This window comes from Desulfosarcina cetonica JCM 12296, from assembly GCF_001311845.1.
Classification (GTDB): domain Bacteria; phylum Desulfobacterota; class Desulfobacteria; order Desulfobacterales; family Desulfosarcinaceae; genus Desulfosarcina; species Desulfosarcina cetonica.
The window spans coordinates 1-17,373 of the sequence record NZ_BBCC01000143.1 but is presented as its reverse complement, the minus strand read 5'-3'; the positions used below and the strand labels follow the sequence as shown (position 1 = coordinate 17,373).

22 protein-coding genes are annotated in these 17,373 nt (G+C 58.3%); 18 read left to right on the top strand and 4 right to left on the bottom strand.

What is annotated here, in order from left to right; genetic code table 11:
- Positions 1-331: hypothetical protein (locus tag JCM12296_RS24545; protein ID WP_246804826.1), on the bottom strand; the 331-nt coding region annotated here is incomplete at its 3' end.
- Between the two features lie 533 nt (positions 332-864).
- On the opposite strand from JCM12296_RS24545, the gene ptsP reads away from it, so the two are divergent.
- The 7 genes from ptsP (at position 865) to JCM12296_RS24515 (ending at position 8,529) form a co-directional block, all read left to right on the top strand.
- The gene (ptsP, locus tag JCM12296_RS24540; RefSeq protein WP_054698878.1) at positions 865-3,147 is read left to right on the top strand and encodes a phosphoenolpyruvate--protein phosphotransferase; all 2,283 of its coding nucleotides are present in this window, start codon (positions 865-867) and stop codon (positions 3,145-3,147) included.
- A gap of 5 nt (positions 3,148-3,152) precedes the next feature.
- Complete coding sequence (locus JCM12296_RS24535; protein WP_054698877.1) at positions 3,153-4,928, top strand: ATP-binding protein; 1,776 nt, start codon at positions 3,153-3,155, stop codon at positions 4,926-4,928.
- A gap of 16 nt (positions 4,929-4,944) precedes the next feature.
- A complete protein-coding gene (locus tag JCM12296_RS24530; RefSeq protein WP_054698880.1) occupies positions 4,945-6,315 on the top strand; it encodes a sigma-54-dependent transcriptional regulator in 1,371 nt (456 codons plus the stop codon).
- 288 nt (positions 6,316-6,603) lie between these two features.
- A complete protein-coding gene (locus JCM12296_RS38895; protein WP_157067868.1) occupies positions 6,604-6,777 on the top strand; it encodes a hypothetical protein in 174 nt (57 codons plus the stop codon).
- A gap of 26 nt (positions 6,778-6,803) precedes the next feature.
- Positions 6,804-7,148 (top strand): Spy/CpxP family protein refolding chaperone, encoded by a 345-nt coding sequence (locus JCM12296_RS24525; protein WP_172684074.1) that lies wholly within the window; start codon positions 6,804-6,806, stop codon positions 7,146-7,148.
- A 77-nt stretch (positions 7,149-7,225) separates the two neighbouring features.
- Positions 7,226-7,591: an SHOCT domain-containing protein gene (locus JCM12296_RS24520; protein ID WP_054698875.1), complete on the top strand. Its 366-nt coding sequence runs from the start codon at positions 7,226-7,228 to the stop codon at positions 7,589-7,591.
- 56 nt (positions 7,592-7,647) lie between these two features.
- On the top strand, positions 7,648-8,529 hold the full coding sequence (locus JCM12296_RS24515) for a DUF350 domain-containing protein (protein ID WP_054698874.1): 882 nt from the start codon (positions 7,648-7,650) through the stop codon (positions 8,527-8,529).
- Here JCM12296_RS24515 and JCM12296_RS24510 read toward each other — a convergent pair.
- Positions 8,526-8,951: a hypothetical protein gene (locus JCM12296_RS24510; protein ID WP_054698873.1), complete on the bottom strand. Its 426-nt coding sequence runs from the start codon at positions 8,949-8,951 to the stop codon at positions 8,526-8,528. The genes JCM12296_RS24515 and JCM12296_RS24510 overlap by 4 nt on opposite strands.
- Positions 8,952-9,026: 75 nt before the next feature.
- Between JCM12296_RS24510 and JCM12296_RS24505 the strand changes: the two genes are divergently transcribed.
- From JCM12296_RS24505 to JCM12296_RS24485, 5 genes are all read left to right on the top strand, one after another.
- Positions 9,027-9,281: a hypothetical protein gene (locus tag JCM12296_RS24505; RefSeq protein WP_054698872.1), complete on the top strand. Its 255-nt coding sequence runs from the start codon at positions 9,027-9,029 to the stop codon at positions 9,279-9,281.
- 63 nt (positions 9,282-9,344) lie between these two features.
- The gene (locus JCM12296_RS24500) at positions 9,345-10,016 is read left to right on the top strand and encodes a hypothetical protein (protein WP_054698871.1); all 672 of its coding nucleotides are present in this window, start codon (positions 9,345-9,347) and stop codon (positions 10,014-10,016) included.
- 30 nt (positions 10,017-10,046) lie between these two features.
- Positions 10,047-10,469, top strand: a complete 423-nt coding sequence (locus JCM12296_RS24495; RefSeq protein WP_054698870.1) for a type III secretion system chaperone family protein — start codon at positions 10,047-10,049, stop codon at positions 10,467-10,469.
- 3 nt (positions 10,470-10,472) lie between these two features.
- Positions 10,473-10,763, top strand: coding sequence for a PspA/IM30 family protein (locus JCM12296_RS24490; RefSeq protein ID WP_054698869.1), 291 nt, complete (start codon positions 10,473-10,475; stop codon positions 10,761-10,763).
- Positions 10,697-11,176, top strand: coding sequence for a PspA/IM30 family protein (locus JCM12296_RS24485; RefSeq protein ID WP_083456476.1), 480 nt, complete (start codon positions 10,697-10,699; stop codon positions 11,174-11,176). The genes JCM12296_RS24490 and JCM12296_RS24485 overlap by 67 nt, the downstream gene beginning before the upstream one ends.
- 52 nt (positions 11,177-11,228) lie before the next feature.
- Here the strand turns inward: JCM12296_RS24485 and JCM12296_RS24480 are convergent, their stop codons facing one another.
- Both JCM12296_RS24480 and JCM12296_RS24475 read right to left on the bottom strand, forming a co-directional pair.
- Positions 11,229-11,681: an arsenate reductase ArsC gene (locus tag JCM12296_RS24480; protein ID WP_054698867.1), complete on the bottom strand. Its 453-nt coding sequence runs from the start codon at positions 11,679-11,681 to the stop codon at positions 11,229-11,231.
- 436 nt (positions 11,682-12,117) lie between these two features.
- On the bottom strand, positions 12,118-12,531 hold the full coding sequence (locus tag JCM12296_RS24475) for a type II toxin-antitoxin system ParD family antitoxin (RefSeq protein WP_246804825.1): 414 nt from the start codon (positions 12,529-12,531) through the stop codon (positions 12,118-12,120).
- A gap of 236 nt (positions 12,532-12,767) precedes the next feature.
- Between JCM12296_RS24475 and relB the strand changes: the two genes are divergently transcribed.
- The 6 genes from relB to JCM12296_RS24450 form a co-directional block, all read left to right on the top strand.
- Positions 12,768-12,992, top strand: coding sequence for a type II toxin-antitoxin system RelB family antitoxin (gene relB / locus JCM12296_RS24470; protein ID WP_054698866.1), 225 nt, complete (start codon positions 12,768-12,770; stop codon positions 12,990-12,992).
- Positions 12,976-13,245 carry a type II toxin-antitoxin system RelE family toxin gene (locus JCM12296_RS36960; RefSeq protein ID WP_083456475.1) on the top strand — a complete coding sequence of 90 codons (270 nt, stop codon included), beginning with the start codon at positions 12,976-12,978 and terminating at the stop codon, positions 13,243-13,245. The genes relB and JCM12296_RS36960 overlap by 17 nt, the downstream gene beginning before the upstream one ends.
- 275 nt (positions 13,246-13,520) lie before the next feature.
- The gene (locus tag JCM12296_RS40220; protein WP_054698865.1) at positions 13,521-15,434 is read left to right on the top strand and encodes a hypothetical protein; all 1,914 of its coding nucleotides are present in this window, start codon (positions 13,521-13,523) and stop codon (positions 15,432-15,434) included.
- The gene (locus JCM12296_RS40215; RefSeq protein WP_054698864.1) at positions 15,398-16,006 is read left to right on the top strand and encodes a mechanosensitive ion channel family protein; all 609 of its coding nucleotides are present in this window, start codon (positions 15,398-15,400) and stop codon (positions 16,004-16,006) included. Before JCM12296_RS40220 ends, JCM12296_RS40215 begins: the two co-directional genes overlap by 37 nt.
- Positions 16,007-16,009: 3 nt before the next feature.
- Entirely contained in the window at positions 16,010-16,741 is a 732-nt protein-coding gene (nfsA, locus tag JCM12296_RS24455) for an oxygen-insensitive NADPH nitroreductase (RefSeq protein WP_054698863.1), read from the top strand.
- Positions 16,742-16,872: 131 nt separating this feature from the next.
- Positions 16,873-17,373 (top strand): aldehyde dehydrogenase family protein (locus JCM12296_RS24450; RefSeq protein ID WP_157067867.1); only part of this gene is annotated, 501 nt, incomplete at its 3' end.

Below are 17,373 nucleotides of genomic sequence, written 5' to 3'. Positions count from 1 at the left end.
CGGCAGCCTCGCGCGGCGCGGTGGCATGGGGTAGAAAGACCAGGCCGGCGGCGTAGTCAGGCTCATCAGGCAGGTGAATGTGGGCTTCCCAGGCCGCCTTCTCGAGGAAACCGTGGGGTTTCTGCATGAGGATGCCGGCGCCGTCTCCGGTGGTTTCATCACAGCCGCAGGCGCCCCGGTGGGTCAGGTGGGTCAGGATCTTCAGGGCGTCGCGGATCAGGCCGTGGCTCTTGCGGTTGTGGAGGTCACAGATCATGCCCACGCCACAACTGTCGTGTTCAAAGCCCGGGGCATACATTCCGTTGGTACTTGCATGTTGAACGGGGGTCATGGTAGGCACCGCACTTTCCTGGACAGATTTGACGGATTCGTAAAAAGCAGCCTCCCCCTTGCGGGGAAACATTCGTGCTCACCAAGTCACCTTGATTTCGGATGACTTCCTTAGAAGTTCGATATCTGCGTTACGCGTATCCTTTCATGCAAGTTAATGCAAGCCATATACCGTGTTACCCATCATGATGGACACCTTGGCCGCCGGCTTACGGGAACGGCATGCGAAGACGGATAACGGATGACCGATGACGGGGTACGCGCCGTTTCTTTTTTACAAAAACGTATTAATTTTGTCCGATAAGCAGCAATTTTGTTATTGACCGCCGCCGACAGGAGTGCCATTGACAGCTTGCCAGAGTAGGGTTTGGGTAATCTGGATCCAACGGCGGCACGATAGATGCAAAAATGTATATCCGACATGGCATCTCTTCGCACGACGGAATGCCATCGCGCAATAGGCCCCTTCCGACACGAGCCGGCAGCGCGCCATCGACAAAACGACCTTGCAAATGGGAAAGGCAGAATGCTCCCATGACCGCCAAACGCAAAGACCTGTTGAACATGCTGTGCGACCTGAGCGATCTTTCCGCCCTGGTGACCGGCAGCGAGAATATCGAAAATTTTCTCCAGCGCACGGTAATGCTGGTTTCCGAACACCTGGGCACGCCGGTTTGCTCCATCTACCTGTACGACGAAACCGCCGATGAACTGGTGCTCAAGGCCACCGTGGGCCTCAATCCCGAATCGGTCGACCGGGTGCGCATGCCTTCCGGCCAGGGCCTGGTGGGCACGGTCATGGCAAACAGCCAACCGGTCCGCGAGGGACACGCCAACCAGAACCCGAACTTCCGCTATTTTCCGGAAACCGGTGAATTGCCCTACGAATCCTTTCTGGCCGTCCCCATTCAAAAGGGCGTGGTCAAGATCGGCGTGCTGGTCGTGCAGCATACCGAGGCGGACTATTTCGACACCACCGATGTCACGGCCCTCAAGGCCACCGGCGCCCAGCTGGCCGCGGTACTGGAAAATGCCCGGCTGCTCATGGACCTTCAGCGCCTGTGCAGTATCCCGGAGAAATCGGCCTGCAACCCGTCCTTCATCAAGGGGCAGCGCGCCTCGGGCGGCTTCGCCTTCGGCCGGGCAACGGTGTGGGGCAAGAGTCACGCGCGCCTGATCGCCGTTCCCGGTGAAGCCGAGAGCGGCGGCATGGCCGATTTCCGCCGGGCCATCCGCCAGACCGCCGAGCAGCTGGAAAGCCTTCAGCAGCGATGTGTCGAACAACTGCCGGAAAGCGCCTCGCTGATCTTCGCCGCCCATTTCATGATGCTCAAGGATCCTAAGTTCATCGACCGCATGATCGAACAGATAGAAGGCGGCATGCCGGCCACCCAGGCGATCCGGGAAATCGCCGGCCAGTACATCCGGCTGTTCGGCGAAAGCCCTCACCCCTACATCCGTGAAAAGGTCAGCGACATCGAAGACCTGGCCGGTCGCCTGCTCAGCAACCTGAACCCGCCGGCAACGGACCCGAACGGCAACAGCGGCGGCAAGGTGGTCATCGCCCGCGAACTCTACCCCTCGGAGCTGCTCAAACTGGCCGCCGAGTCGGTGGCCGGCATCGTGCTGGCCAACGGCGGTGTCACCTCCCATGTGTCCATCATTTCGCGATCCCTGAAAATTCCCATGGTGGTGGTGCAGTGCCCCGACCTGGTTCACCTTTCCGAGGGCACGCCGGTCCTGATCGATGGTGACGTGGGCAACGTCTACGTGGATCCATCCCAGACGATCATCGATCGTTTCGACGCCCGCAACCGCGCCGGCCAGCAGGTGGCCGTTCAGCCCGAAGCCCAACCGACCGGGCCCACGCGCACCCTGGACGGCACCAAAATTCATCTGTTTGCCAACATCAACCTTTTGGCCGAGCTGCCCCTGGCCAGCCAGATGGGCGCGGCGGGCATCGGCCTCTACCGTACCGAATTCCCCTTTCTCATTCGGCCCTCGTTCCCCTCCGAGACCGAGCAGTACCTGGTCTACCGCCGGGTGGTGGAGTCCATGGCCGGCAAACCGGTGGTCTTCCGCACCCTGGACATCGGTGGTGAGAAAACCCCGGCCTACGCCGACGCGGACATCGAAACCAACCCGGAGCTGGGGTTGCGTTCGATCCGATTCACCCTGGCCTATCGGGATATTTTCGAGCAGCAGGTCCGCGCCATCCTGAGGGCCGCCACCGGCAGCCGGACGCCGGCGATCATGTTTCCCCTGATCTCCTCCCTGGATGATTTCAAAAAGGCACGCCAGGTGGTCAACGACTGTATCGACCAGCTGCGCGCCGAGGGGCTGGAGCATCACGATCACCCGGCCATCGGCATGATGGTGGAGCTGCCCGCGGTGGTCGAAACCATGCCGGAATTTGCCACCGAGGCGGATTTTTTCGCCATCGGCACCAACGACTTCGTGCAGTACATGTTGGGCGTCGATCGTGCCAACAAGCAGGTGGCCAACTACTACCGCCCCGAGCACCCCTCGGTGCTGCGAGCCTTGAATCGGGTGGTGCAGGTAGCCGTCGCCCATCGAAAACCCATCAGCATCTGCGGCGAGATGGCCCATGACACGGCCATGATCCCCTTCCTGCTGGGCATCGGCATGCGTCGGTTGAGTATCGACCCCCAGTTCATGCCCATCGTGCGCCGGCTGATCGCCAGTCTGGCCCTGGAACCGTGCCAGGCCTATGCCCGCACACTTTTGACCGCCGGAAGCATTGCCGAGGTTCAGGCGCTCTTAAGCCAGCGGCCGATGCCAGACATGAGTCGTTGAAATCAATGAAAACGAAACCGTCAGCCGGCCTGCAAGGCGGGCTGCAAACGTCACCATGGATCATCCTTGGATCGACGATCATTCTCCTGATTGTCGTGGTTGTGTTCGCCGTTCAGAACACGAGCCGGGAACAGCGCTACATGACGGACCTGATGCGCGCCAAGGGGGCGGCGCTGATTCGTGCCGTGGAGGCCGGCGCACGAACCGGCATGACCGGCATGATGTGGGGCGGTCGCGAGATCCAACGACTGCTCGAGGAAACCGGACGGCTGCCCGACGTGCTTTACATGGCGGTGGTGGATCAAAATGGCATCATCGTCGCCGATAGCGATCCTTCAAAAATCGGCGAACCGTTTCGCAGGAGCGGCAAACTCGTCCATTTGGGGCCGGACCTTGTGGAGAACTGGGAAATCGTCGATCGGGGGAATCACCGGCAGGTGTTCGAGGTCCATCGCCATTTCCGCCCCCTGTGGTCGGACGACAACCCGATGCGGCGCATGATGCATTCCCGCCGAATGATGCGGCCGGCACCGCCGGATGACTGGTTCGCGCCGGATAAGCGTCAGCAGCTGTTGATCGTCGCCGGCCTGGACATCACCCCGCTTGAAGCCGCGATGCGGGAGGATTCGCGCATGACCGTGGTCATGTCGGTGATCCTGCTGTTGGCGGGATTCGGCGGATTCGTCTCCCTGTTCTGGATGTACAGTTACCGCTCGACCCGGCGCACGCTGCAGGACACCAGCGCCTTCGCCGAAAAACTGGTCGCCCGTCTGCCGGTGGGTCTTGTCGCCACCGACGCCGGGGAACGCATTACCTTCTTCAATGCCGCCGCCGAAGGGATAACCGGCCTTCCGGCCATTGAAGTCATCGGCAAGGCCGTGGACGTTCTCCTGCCCGCTCACTTGCAGGATCTCACCTCACTGCTGGCCGGCGGGAAAGCCATCCACGAAAAGGAAATGGAGTGCACCTTTTCCAATGGCCGGACCGTGCCGCTGAGCATCAGCACCGCCCGCATCACCAATGAGATCGGCGAATTCGTGGGACGGGTGCTGATCTTGCGGGACTTGCGTGATGTGCGGCGCCTGGAGGCCGAGATTCGACGCCAGGAAAAATTGGCCGCCCTGGGCGGCCTGGCAGCCGGCGTGGCCCATGAAATCCGCAATCCCTTGAGTTCCATCAAGGGCCTGGCGTCGTTTTTCGCGTCCCAGTTCGCCGAGAACAGTGACGCCAAGACCGCCGCCGGGGTGATGATCCAGGAGGTGGAGCGGCTCAACCGGGCCGTTTCCGAGCTGCTCGACCTTGCGCGGCCCACCGATATCAAGTCCCGGACAACGGACGTCAAACCGCTCTTGGACCGCTCCATCCAACTGGTTCAAGCGGACGCGGCCAATCGGCAGGTCCGGATCGATCTGGAAATTGCCGACAATGTCTGCCCGGTGGATATCGATCCGGATCGCATCAGCCAATGCCTGCTCAACCTCTACCTGAACGCCATCGAGGCCATGAAAAATGGCGGGGTGCTGAGCGTTCAGTGCCGTAAGGAAACGGACCGGACCCTGGTTATCGCCGTCGGCGATACCGGCGCGGGAATCGCACCGGCGGATCTGGGCAAGATTTTCGATCCCTACTTCACCACCAAGGGCAACGGCACCGGATTGGGGCTTGCCATCGTGCAGAAAATCGTCGAGGCGCACCACGGTTATGTGCGGGCCGAGAGCCGGCCCGGGAAAGGCACCTGCATGACGATCGAACTTCCGTGCCCCCCGGATGCCCGTGCATGAGAAGACAGGACTGACCATGAAGACGGACAGACCGACCCGCATCCTGATCGTGGACGACGATCCCGGCCATCTGATCACCCTCAAAACCATCATCGGCAGCTGGGGGTACGCCACCGAAACGGCCGACGACGGCGACACGGCCATCAACCGGGTCAAGACCGAATCGTTCGACCTGATCCTGATGGACATCCGCATGGCCAGGGTGAGCGGCATCGAAGCCCTGGCGCAGATCAAAGCCTACAACCCGGTGATTCCGGTGATTATCATGACCGCCTATTCGTCCGTGGCGTCGGCCATCGATGCGCTGAAAAAGGGCGCCTACGACTACCTGGTCAAGCCGCTGGATTTCGATCTCCTCAAACTGACCATCCAACGCGCCGGGGAACACGCCGGACTCAAGGCAGAAAACGAACGGCTGCGCGAACAGCTGGGCGGCGACCTGGACGCCCCCAACATCATCGGCCACAGTCAGGCGATGAAGGCCCTGATGGACATGCTGGCCATGGTCGCGCCCTCGGACGCCACGGTGCTGATCAACGGGGAGAGCGGCACGGGCAAGGAGCTGATCGCCCGGTCCCTGCACCGCAACAGCCCCCGCAGGGACCACGCCCTGGTCATCGTCAACTGCGCCGCCTTGAGCGAAACCCTGCTGGAATCCGAACTCTTCGGCCATGAAAAAGGCGCCTTCACCGGCGCCGACAAACGACGCGAGGGGCTTTTCATGCAGGCCCATCACGGCACGATATTCCTGGATGAAATCGGGGAGACATCGCCGGCCATGCAGGCCAAGCTCCTGCGCGTGCTTCAGCAGAAGGAGATCCAGCGGGTGGGCGGCGAGGAGGTCATCCAGGTGGACGTGCGCATTGTTACCGCCACCCACCGCAACCTGGCCATCGAAGTGGCCGAGGGCCGCTTCCGGGAAGATCTTTTTTACCGGCTGAATGTCATGCCGGTCGACGTGCCGCCCCTGCGCGAACGCCGCGAAGACATCCCCCTGCTGGCCGATCATTTCCTGAAAAAGTATGCCGACAAGAACCGCAAATCGGTGAAAGGGTTCTCCCCCATGGCCATGGATATGCTTCTCAAGTACGATTGGCCGGGAAATGTCAGGGAACTGGAAAATGCGGTCGAGCGGGCGGTGATCCTGCTGACCGGCGATCACATTACCGAAAAGCAGCTGCCGCTGAATATGGTCAACAGCGACGGCGGCCAAGACCTCACGGCAGCATCTGCCATCAATGGCACCCGGTCCTTGGAGGCCATCGAGAAGGAAGCCATCCTGGCGACGCTGGCGGCAACGGACGGCAACAAGAGCGAGGCCGCCCGCCGGCTGGGCATCACGCGCAAGACACTGCACAACAAACTGAAGCGCTACAACATCGAATAGCTCCCCGCGGCCCATTGCCTTAACGGTGGTGGGTATTTTTTACTCGCCCACCGAAAAACCCCCTACCCAACTGAGTTGTTTTTACACACCCGTTCTTCCACCATTCACGGTGGATCTACCTCCGCTCATTCTTCACAAATAAAATATATCTAAATAAAACAGGTTGTTATCGTTCATTACAGTTTGTTCTTCTCGTCATGGCATGCGGCTTGATAGGGGATCGTGGCAGTAGAGCAGTGCCGCTGACTGCGGCGCGATCCATTTACCACAATTAAAGGAGTTAGCGCCATGAACATGAAAAAGAACCGATCGGGCATCGTTATCCTTGCCATCGCCTTTGTTGTCGCCACGGCTGGCATCGCTTTCGCCCATGGCGGGTATGGGGGCGGGTATGGCGGCCATATGATGGGACCGGGCATGATGGGAGGCGGTTATGCTGGGTATGGGATGGGACCGGAATGATGGGGGGTGGCTATGGCGGCTATGGGATGGGACCCGGAATGATGGGGTACGGCTATGGCGGCTACATGATGGGGCCCGGCTACGGACCTTACGCCAATGGTGGCAATCATTGGCGCAATCTGTCACCGGAACAGGCCGACAAATACCAAGCCTCACAAGAACAATTTTACAATGCAACGAGCGACCTGCACCAGGAGATCTATAGCAAGCAGTTCGCCTTGAACCGCGAGTTGAACAGCCCAAACCCCGACCAGGCCAAGGCACTCAAACTGCAGAATGAGATTTCCAAACTGCGAAGCGAATTGGATCAGAAAATCCTGCAACATCAGCTTGAACTCCGTAAGATTTTACCGGACGACGATGGCAGGTAAACATTACATCCGGTTGGCGGGGCGGCCGTCACGTGCCGCCCCTGACACCGTGTGAGCGTGTTTAAGGGAGAAATTCAATGAACAGAAAAACGAGCACACTGATGAGTCTGGGCATCTCCGTAGCCCTCATTGTTGGCGCTATCTGGTTTCTCTACGATCAGCACCGCTGGTTCGGCTATGGCGGTGGTGGATGGTATATGCCGTACCAATCGATGATGGGCGGCTACGGAGGTGGATACATGGGAATTTTCATGCTTCTTTTTTGGGTGGTGATTATTGCCGCCATCGTCCTGGCGGTCTCGGGCGTCTTCTCTGGTCAATCCTCTTCCCGCGGTCAGCTCCCGCCACCGCCCAATGCGATGGATGTGCTGAAGCGACGCTACGCCAGTGGGGAGCTCGACAGGGACCAGTACGAGGCCATGAAAAAGGATATAGAACAATAAAACGCGCGTAAATCAAAGGAGAAACCAATGAAAGCGACAATTTGACGGAGTCAACCATGCAGACACTGCAACAACCATTTGCTCACTTTTTTGCCAGGATGCCCTACTTCGCCATCCTGCTTCTCCTGCTGTTGCTGGGGATCCTGCTGTTCAGGAAAACCTTGCGGTACACCCGCGCCAGTGGTGAACCCTTTGATTTTGACAAGGAACTCACCGATCGTGACAACCCGGCCTTCGGCATTTACTTTGCCGGCTATATCGTCGGGCTGACCATCGCCCTGACCGGGACGCTTTCCGGGGTCGGCACAGATCCCGCCAACGCCCTGATCGGCATCGCCATCAACTCGCTGGTGGCCATCGTACTGATGCGACTCGGCACGTTCGTGAACGATCGCTTTATCCTCTACCGGTTCGACGACAAGAAAGAAATCATCGACGACCGCAATGCCGGCACCGCTTTCGTCTACCTCGGCAGTTTTCTCGCCACCGGGCTGATGATCAACGGCATCTTGACCGGTGAAAGCGCATCGGTACTGCTCATGCTGCGGGACGTCATCATCTACTGGGTGGTGGGCCAGATCATCCTGATCATCGGCGGTCGGGTCTTTCAGCTCATTTCCCATTATGACGTGCAGGCGGTGATCGAGGAAGACAACGTCGCCGCCGGCATCTGTTTCGGTTTCTTTCTGGCCGCCCAGGGGGCCGTGGCCAGGCTGGCCCTGGCCGGCGCGTCGAGCGACATTCTGGGCGAATTGGTAACCGTGGCGGTCTACGCAACCCTCGGAACCGTCCTTCTTTGCACGGGGCGCTACGCCGCCGACAAGGTACTGCTGCCCGCCTCGCCGCTGGATCAAGAAATCGCCAGGGACGGTAACATGGCGGCGGCCGCCGTGGTTGCCGCCACATTTTCAGCCATTGCCATACTGCTGGCCTTCTAGGAGTCGCCCATGTTTGTCAGACCAGGAAAATTCGCCAAGGCCATCATCCTTCTCTTGGTGCCGCTGATTTTTGTCGCCCTGTCCGGCAGCCCGGGCTTTGCCCGGGGCTTCGGCGGCGGCATCCGATCCTTTGGCGGCGGCAGTCGCTTCCATATGCCCTCGCGGAGTGGGTCTTCTCTTTTTTCGAGAGGGTTTTCCTGGGGTGGGGCAAGTCGATCATCCGGGTTGAGAACTTCGGGACGGCGCGGCTTTTCCGCATGGGGAAGTTCTTCCCGGTTCGGCCTCGGTACCGGCGGAGCGACAATGAGCAAGGCGGACAAGGCGCTTTTCGAGCGAGCCAGAACCCGCGGAACCGCCTTCTCGAACCGAGGGGCGGCGCTGAAGGCATTCGAGCAAAAAACCGGAGAAACTTCCAGAACCACTTCAGTTCCCGGCCAGCCAGCCGGCCGGCGTATATCCCCCCCTACACCACCGGCCCGAATGGATCCCGATACCCGGTGGAATACCGGCCCGGACTCGGCGGATACGGCTATTACAACCCGTCCCTGGGCCGTTGGGTGCTTTACAGCGTCCTGGGTGATGCGCTCATGACGAACACGCTCATGCGCAACCAGGGATACTATTATGGCGCGACACTGCTGTCGTCATCCAATGGCGGCTGGGGATTCTCCAGCACCATGGGCGCCCTGCTGTTCCTGGCGTTGATTGTTTACGCCGCCTCGCGGCTGTTCACTATCAGAAGGAACTTCTGAGCCGATGCCGCCCGCGGCCGGGCCGGGCCTACGCCGGCCCCTTGCAGAACAGGAGATAACGAGATGGCAGAAGTATTGAACCCGGATTTCTGGCGTGATGTCCAACCGGGAAGCATCGTGGTGCTGAGCGATGCCCAGGCCCTTGTGGAAGCCGTGCGGCAAGGCCTGGACGGTGACGGCGGACTCAACTACGAGGTCAAGCGGATCCTGCGGGTCAAATCGCTGAACGACCTCGCCGAATGGATGTTGCTAAGGCTCGAAGGCGCCGACGACGTATGGCTCATGGTTAAAATCGCCGGCCAGGCGGTCGATCTCAGAATCTATTTCGAAGTTCCGGAATTCCCCGCCGGCAACCGGGCGGACCTGATCGCCGCGGAGATGTACTGGCTTTTCGAGGACCCGGGTCCGGACTGGCAGGCGAAATACAACGACCTCAAATTCACGGACCGCATCGATATCGATCAGGGGCCCGGCAACCAGGGCCCGGCGACACAGACCCGCTACCATGTAAAACCGTTCGGCGCCCAGTACGGCACCTGCACCGAACTGCCCAGCGAACCGGGCGCGGCCCCCTCCCTGGCCACCATCGTCGAATACCTCACGGCCGACCCGACCGACAATCCCGAACTGCTTATCCTTGAACTGGGCGGCGAGGGGGATCCCCATGGGGGGTATATCCAGATGATGCTGGGCTGCTCGATGGCCCCCTCCGACGTGCGGGTCTTCAAAAAATAGACGCAGTTTCCGTAAACAGGAGAACATACGATGCAGACAACTTTTGAAAAGGTGAAAGGCTTCCTTCTCGACATGGGCATCGAGATAACCTCGGAGAATCCGGAGGAGGAGCTGGTTGTGGCGGACAACCCGGATCTGGGCATTCATCACCTGGTCATCGATTGCGAGGAGCCAATCCTGGTGATGGAACAGCCGATCATGGCCGTGCCCGCGGATCGCGAAACCTGCTTTTTCGAACTTCTGAAAATGAACCGCTACCTGATCCATGGCGCTTTCGTGCTGGATCCCGAGCAGGAAACGATCCTCTGGAGAGACACGCTCCAACTCGCCAATCTGGATCGCAACGAACTGGAGGGGTCCATCAAGGCCCTGGAACTGGCATTGGCCGAATATGGCGACGACCTTGTACGCCTCAGCAATCGCAACCGCGCAGCCATACGCGAAGGGAGATGAACGATGGGTTTACTGACACGACTCTTTAAGATCGGGCAGGCTGAAGCAAACGCAGCCGTCGACAAACTGGAAGATCCCATCCGAATGACGGAACAGGGCATTCGGGACCTGAAAACCAACCTGCAGGCGGCGATCAAGAGCCTGGGCGAAGTGCGGGCACTGGTAATCCGCCTCGACCGCCAGAAAAACGGCTATGAAGCAGAGGCGCAGACCTGCGAGAAGAAAGCATGGCGCTCGTCAGCGCAGCGGAAAAAGGGGAAATCGACAAGGCGCAGGCCGAACAACTGGCAATGAAGATGCTCGATCAAAAAAAAGCTGCGGAAACCAACGCCGAAAGAGCGCTGGCCGACTACAACACCCAGAAAAAGTTGGCCGAACGGCTGCAAGCCCAGGTGGACGATCTCGAACACAAGATCAAGACGTTCGAGAACGAACTGATAACGCTCAAGGCCCGGGCCAAGACGGCCGACTCGATGAAGAAGATCAATCGACAACTGGCCGGTGTCGATCCCTCCGGTACCATTGCCATGCTGGAAAGAATGAAGCAGAAGGTTGACGAGGACGAATCCACGGCCCAGGCCTTTGGAGAAATTGCCGACCGGCCGTCCGACATGGATGCGGCGGACCGGCTGCTTGCCCAGAAATCGGCGTCCGCACCCAACGAGGACCTTTTGGCACTGAAGCGGAAGATGGGGCTGACCGAGTAGATCGACGAAAGATCCCGTCGCACCACGCTCCCGGAAGAGCCAACAGATCTTGTTATGTTATCAAGGCGTTAAAGTTTATGGTGCCATCGGGTGGATCCATTAGCCATTCCTTGATGAGATCTCGTATTTTTCGAACCGCCTCTAATTTTTCGGATTCGCTTCCCTCAACGGCAGCGGGATCCGGAAATGGCCAGTGCCATCGTTTTGTAATCCCCGGGAAAATAGGGCATTTTGACTCCGAATCATGACAGACGGTAATGACATGATCATAGAGGTTGCCTTGCTTGAACAATTCAAAAACACTCTGGGGCTTTTTCCCCTTCAAATCAATGCCCACTTCTGCCATGACGTCGATAACCAAGGGGTTGATTTCGTTGGCGGGCGCTAAACCCGCACTGCAGATTTCAAAATGGTCGCCATAAAATTCTTTAAGATAAGCTTCGGCAATCTGACTACGTCCGCTGTTATGCTGGCAAATGAAAAGGACTTTTGATTTTGCTGACATATCTTCTCCATGACAGGCAGTTTTACAACCAAGCGACAATCCTATAAATTTCTTTTGTTAGACAAATATTAGGGACCCCAGCCGGTGCCGGCCGCCACCCGTTCCGCCACATCGTTTTTCGTCAGTGTCTTATCCCCCACCCGCAAAAATTGTGCAGTGCACAATTTTTTCATTGACAGCCCAGATCAATACGCTTATTATTAAGCTATAAACAGTTTGCGCGTTAATTATTGCAATGCAAAATCAAGAGGAGAAAAGCAATATTGGCAGTTTCAAGACCGCCATAGATGGCTATTTTGAAAAGATTGAAAAGTATCTCGCCGGCTGATAGATAGCGGCCTTCTTATAAGACCCGAAAAGGCGGCGTCCGCAAATGAACGCCGCCTTTTTCCCGGCTTTATGAACCCGACCGGAAAAACAATCTCATCTATAGACGTCATATTTCTTCATCAGCTTCCTGTTCCATTCTTGTATTGTGCTGCTTTTCGATTTGTTTGAAAGCCGCATCGAGTGGAACCGGTTCACCGCTTCGCGTTGACCGTGTCAATCGTTCACGGATTAAGGCAAGCCTTACCTGCCGTTCTTCGTCCTTTTGTTGCCATAGCCGCATGGCCTCCCTGATAACTTCACTGGTCGAACTATAATTACCAGAGCGGACTTTCTCTTTAATCGATGCTAACATGTCCGGCGGCAAAGTGATGGTGATTCGTTCTGCTTTTTCTGTTTGCATAATCAAGCCTCTGTTTAAGTATGATTTAATCATACTCTTGATGGTTGTCGAAATCAATCCGATGTCATTCAACAGCACCTTTTTACCGATCTCCTTATCGGTAATTCCCAGGTAACGCATGGTGGGTGACCGCTGTGGGAATCAGGGACAAGAATCAGGGGGAGATGATTTTATGCGTTACCCTATTCGAAATTCTGGGATAGCGATGTCAGCCCTTCCGGATTACAGATAGCCACGATCCATTCAACCCAGATTTGCGAAAGCTTCGATACAGATACCAAACCTCTGCATTGACACCGCAATATATTTGTAATACCTGTATTACAAATATACGATCTATTCGAAGGCAAGGATATATGCTTACGGTAAGACTACCTGAAAATTTAGAAAAAAGATTAAATGCGCTTGCACTGGCAACAAAACGGCCAAAAAGTTTTTATGTGCGTGAGGCCCTGGAAAGAGTCATAGAGGACATGGAAGACGCGTATCTCGCCGAGACCGCATATGAAAACTTTCTTAAAAGCGGCAAATCGGCCAAACCTCTTGAGCAAGTAGAGCGCGACCTTGGCTTGGCGGATTGAATTCACACCGGAAGCTGAAAAGCAGCTGACTAAAATCGACCGTCCGTCCGCAAAGCGCATTGTTCAATATTTACGCGAAAGAATTGCGTCCTCTGAGAATCCTCGTAGCTTGGGGAAAGCCCTTAGAGGGGTATTGAGTCAATTCTGGCGCTACCGCGTTGGAGACTATCGAATTGTTTGCAGAATCGAAGACGATCGATTATTGGTTTTGGTAGTTCGCATGGCCCACCGACGTGAAGTTTATCGCAAATAATCCTTTCCCACCTCTATTTGAATGCCACCGCCGATAGGTGAGTCCGATTGCCCAGTGGCATGGCCTCCACGGCATTGATTCCGCCAGCCGCCTGATATATGATTCGCCCCCGAATCTGAAACGGATCACACCACGATGCTATCGTATTTAAGATAATGTTTTTGGTAAGGCCAAAAGGAGGAAGCGGTATAACCAATACCGCGACGACCGATAACGCAGCCCAAAAACATTATCTTGAATGCTACATCGACCATCAACGCAGGATGACACGGATTATGACCATTACCAAACGGATATGGATGCCGATTATCGGCTGTCTGCTGATCCTGGGGATCGTTTACGGACCCGCTGCGGAGCCGGCCCGCGGCCAGGAAAACGCCACCACCGGGAAAAGCGCGCCGCCGGCACCCGCGCCCGAACCGATCAGCCTTTCAGCGGTCGTTTACCAGGCCGGCAGCCTGTCCCAGCGGCTGACGACGCTGAAAACCAAAATCGCCACCATCGACGGCCTCAAAAAGCTGGACGAGCAGCTCGGCACGGCGAAAAAGCGGACCGGCCAGTTCGAATCCCAATTGGAAAACTTCAAATCTGACGACCTGCAGAGTTATCAGCAGTTGGCCGGGATAAAAGGCGCGCTGCGTGAGCTTAACGATACGGTCGACCAGGTCTCGACCGCCCTCAACGGCACGATCAAGGAGGTGGAAACGGACCGCCGCGCGTGGACCGACGAAAAGAACCGCTGGCACCGGTGGCGCGAGCAACTGGCCGCCGATCTCTCCCTGGAGAGCGTGAAGGAGGCTTTTTCCCGGGCCGGCAGCGATATCAACGAGGCCTTGGCCCTGTTGACCGACAAGCTCGAGCCCATGCTCACCGTGCAACAGAAAGCCGGCGATATCAAGGCCCGTATCGACACCCTGCAGGACCGCGTGGATACCATCATGAGCCAACAACGCGGCGGCAGCCTGCGTAGCGATACGCCGGTCATCTTCTCCCTGGCCTACCTGCGACAGCTGATCGACCTGCTCCACGACCCCGGCAAACTCGTCAGGCCGTTGCCGTTCAACCTCTCCGGCTTTTTCAAGGACAAAGGGTGGGTCATCGTTTTGCAGGCCATCGTTTTTGCCGGCCTGCTGGGCTTGTTGAGACAGCATCGTTCAAAACTGCTCAGCCATCCCGGTCGCTACTTTCTTGGCAAACGAACCATTTCCGTGGCACTGCTGGTCCCGGTGTTCAGCCTGACCTTCCTTTACGGTTCACCGCCAACCCTCTGGCGGATGTTGATCCAGACCCTGGCCGGCGTGGCGACGGCTCGCCTGATGACCGCCTTCGTACGGGAAGCCTGGATCAAACGGGCCATCTACATTCTGGTGGCGGTGATGATCTGCTTTCAATTGCTGCTGATCCTGGGGGTGCCACTGGCCCTTTTACGACTTTTCATCCTGGTGTGGACCGTGTCGGGAGCCGTTTACTACGGTTGGCGGACGCGCAAACGACGAATTGAGGGGACGCCCATGTGGCACCTCTGGATGCTGCGACTGGTCACCTTGGTATTTGTGGTCATCACGCTGGCCGACACCATCGGATTGGGCGGCTTCTCGGCACAACTCATGGACAGCGCCATCCGCACGGCCATGTTGCTGATCATGGGATGGGTCATCGTCCGGTTGGCCCGGGTCATGCTCGAACTGGCCGCCGAGTGGTTTCCCATGGGCCATTTGACCTTTCTGCGCAAAAGCGCCAACATCATTCTTGCCCGGGCCGTCTGGGTGACCAACGTGCTGATCGGCTTCTTCGTCGCCGCCAACCTGCTGGTGGCCTGGAAAATCTACGCCATTCCGGTGGATGCCATTCACGATATCCTCGCCTTCGGCTTTACCACCGATGGCGGCCAGATCACCGTGGGCCTCGTTCTCTTGGCCGGCATCATCCTCTACGGCGCCTTCGTTCTCTCCTGGTTTTTGCAGGGGCTCCTGATGGAAAACGTACTCAGCCGGGGCCAGATGGAGGCCACCGGCGCACGGCTCTCCATCGTGCGCCTGATGCATTACGCCCTGGTGCTGGTGGGTTTTCTCATCGCCTTGTCGAGCATGGGCTTCGAACTGAAGAACATCACCATCATCGGCGGTGCCTGGGTGTCGGCATCGGCTTTGGCATGCAGACCATTGTCAACAACTTCGTCTCGGGCCTGATCCTGCTTTTTGAACGCCCCATCAAGGTCGGCGACGTGATCCAGCTCAGCGACGGCCAGCAAGGGCGCGTCACCAACCTGGGGTTGCGCGCGACCACGGTGCTGACCTTCGACCGCGCCGAAATCGTCGTCCCCAATGGGGATCTGATTTCAAGCCAGGTGACCAACTGGACCCTGGGCGATCGCAGCATGCGTTTGCGCATTCCCGTCGGTGTGGCCTACGGTTCGGATGTGGAAGCGGTCATCCGCATTCTCACCGCCGTGGCCACCGAGAATCCAAAAGTGCTGAAAGATCCCGCGCCCATGGTGCTGTTCCTCAATTTTGGCGATAGTTCCCTCGATTTCCAGCTACGGATCTGGATCGCCGATTTCAACGAACGCCGCATTGTCCAGAGCGCCCTGATCCGCGAGATCGACCGCCGCTTCCGCCTTGAAGATATCGAAATCCCCTTTCCCCAGCGGATCTGCACCTGCGCAGCGTGGACGATCCGGCGGCCGAACGCCTGGCCGGGGGTCTCCCGGCCGCCGGCGGCGCCTGTGGCCCACCCCGCATCCCCAACCGAAAGCGAGTAAATCATGAACGCCACCATCGATCTGATGCGCGCCCATCGCTCCATCCGCAAGTTCAGCGACCGCGCGGTGGATGAAGCCACCCTGGAAACGATCATCGCGGCGGCCCAGTGCGCGGCAACCTCCCATTTTGTTCAGGCCTACACGGTGATTCAGGTCAGGGACGCGGCCAAGCGCAAGGCGATCGCCCAGTTGGCCGGACCCCAGGCGTGGGTGGAGAAAGCCCCGGTCTTTCTCGTATTCTGCGCCGACCTCAGCCGACTGGAAACCGCCTGCGACATGCACGCCGCCACCATGCAAACCGGCTGGGCCGAGCAGTTCGTCACCGCCACCGTAGATGCGGCCCTGTTGGCCCAGAATGTCCTCCTGGCCGCCGAATCCCTAGGCATGGGCGGGGTCTTTATCGGTGGCATCCGCAACGATCCCCAAACGGTCTGCAATCTCCTGGAAATCCCCGATCAGGCCTACCCGGTCTTCGGCATGTGCCTGGGTTGGCCGGCCCACGACCCGCCCCCCAAGCCGCGCCTGCCGGTGAAGGCCGTGCTGGTGACCGATCGCTATCCCGAAAACCACGATCGCCAGTGCCTCGAGGCCTATGACCGGGTCACCAACCACTACTACCTCCATCGCAACAGCAACCTGCGGGACGAGACCTGGACCGCTCAGATGGCCGAGTTCAACAGCCGCATCATCCGGCCGCACATGAAGGCATTCCTGGAAAAAAGGGCTTTTTCCTGAAATAGGCCCGCCTGCCGGAAGCGGCGCACCCGCGCGGGCCGTTGCCGTCCGCTTGCCAAGGAGAGCGACTCGATTATCTTTAGCCATTATGCTTATATTAATACAATACAACCCAAGGGAGTCCAGAAACGATGAAAACACTTAGCGACAGTGGCTTGTTGCGCCAACAGGCGTGGGTGGACGGGCAGTGGATCGCGGCCCCATCGGGCAGCACGATCAGCGTCACCAACCCGGCCGACGGCAGGGTGGTGGGCAGCGTACCCTCGCTGTCGGCCTTGGAAACGCGCATGGCCATTGAGGCAGCCGCCCGCGCCTTCAGCGATTGGCGAAATCTGCCGGCCAAGCAGCGCGCGGTCCTTCTGCTGAAATGGTACGACCTGATGATGGCCCACCAGGAGGATCTGGCCGTGATCCTCACCACCGAGCAGGGCAAACCCCTGACCGAGGCCCGGGGTGAAATCGCCTATGCCGCATCCTTTGTGCAGTGGTTTGCCGAGGAAGCCAAACGGGTTTACGGCGACACCATTCCCGCCGCCGCCGCGGATCAGCGTATTTTGGTCATCCGCCAGCCCGTGGGCGTCTGCGCCGCGATCACCCCGTGGAACTTCCCGGCGGCCATGATCACCCGCAAG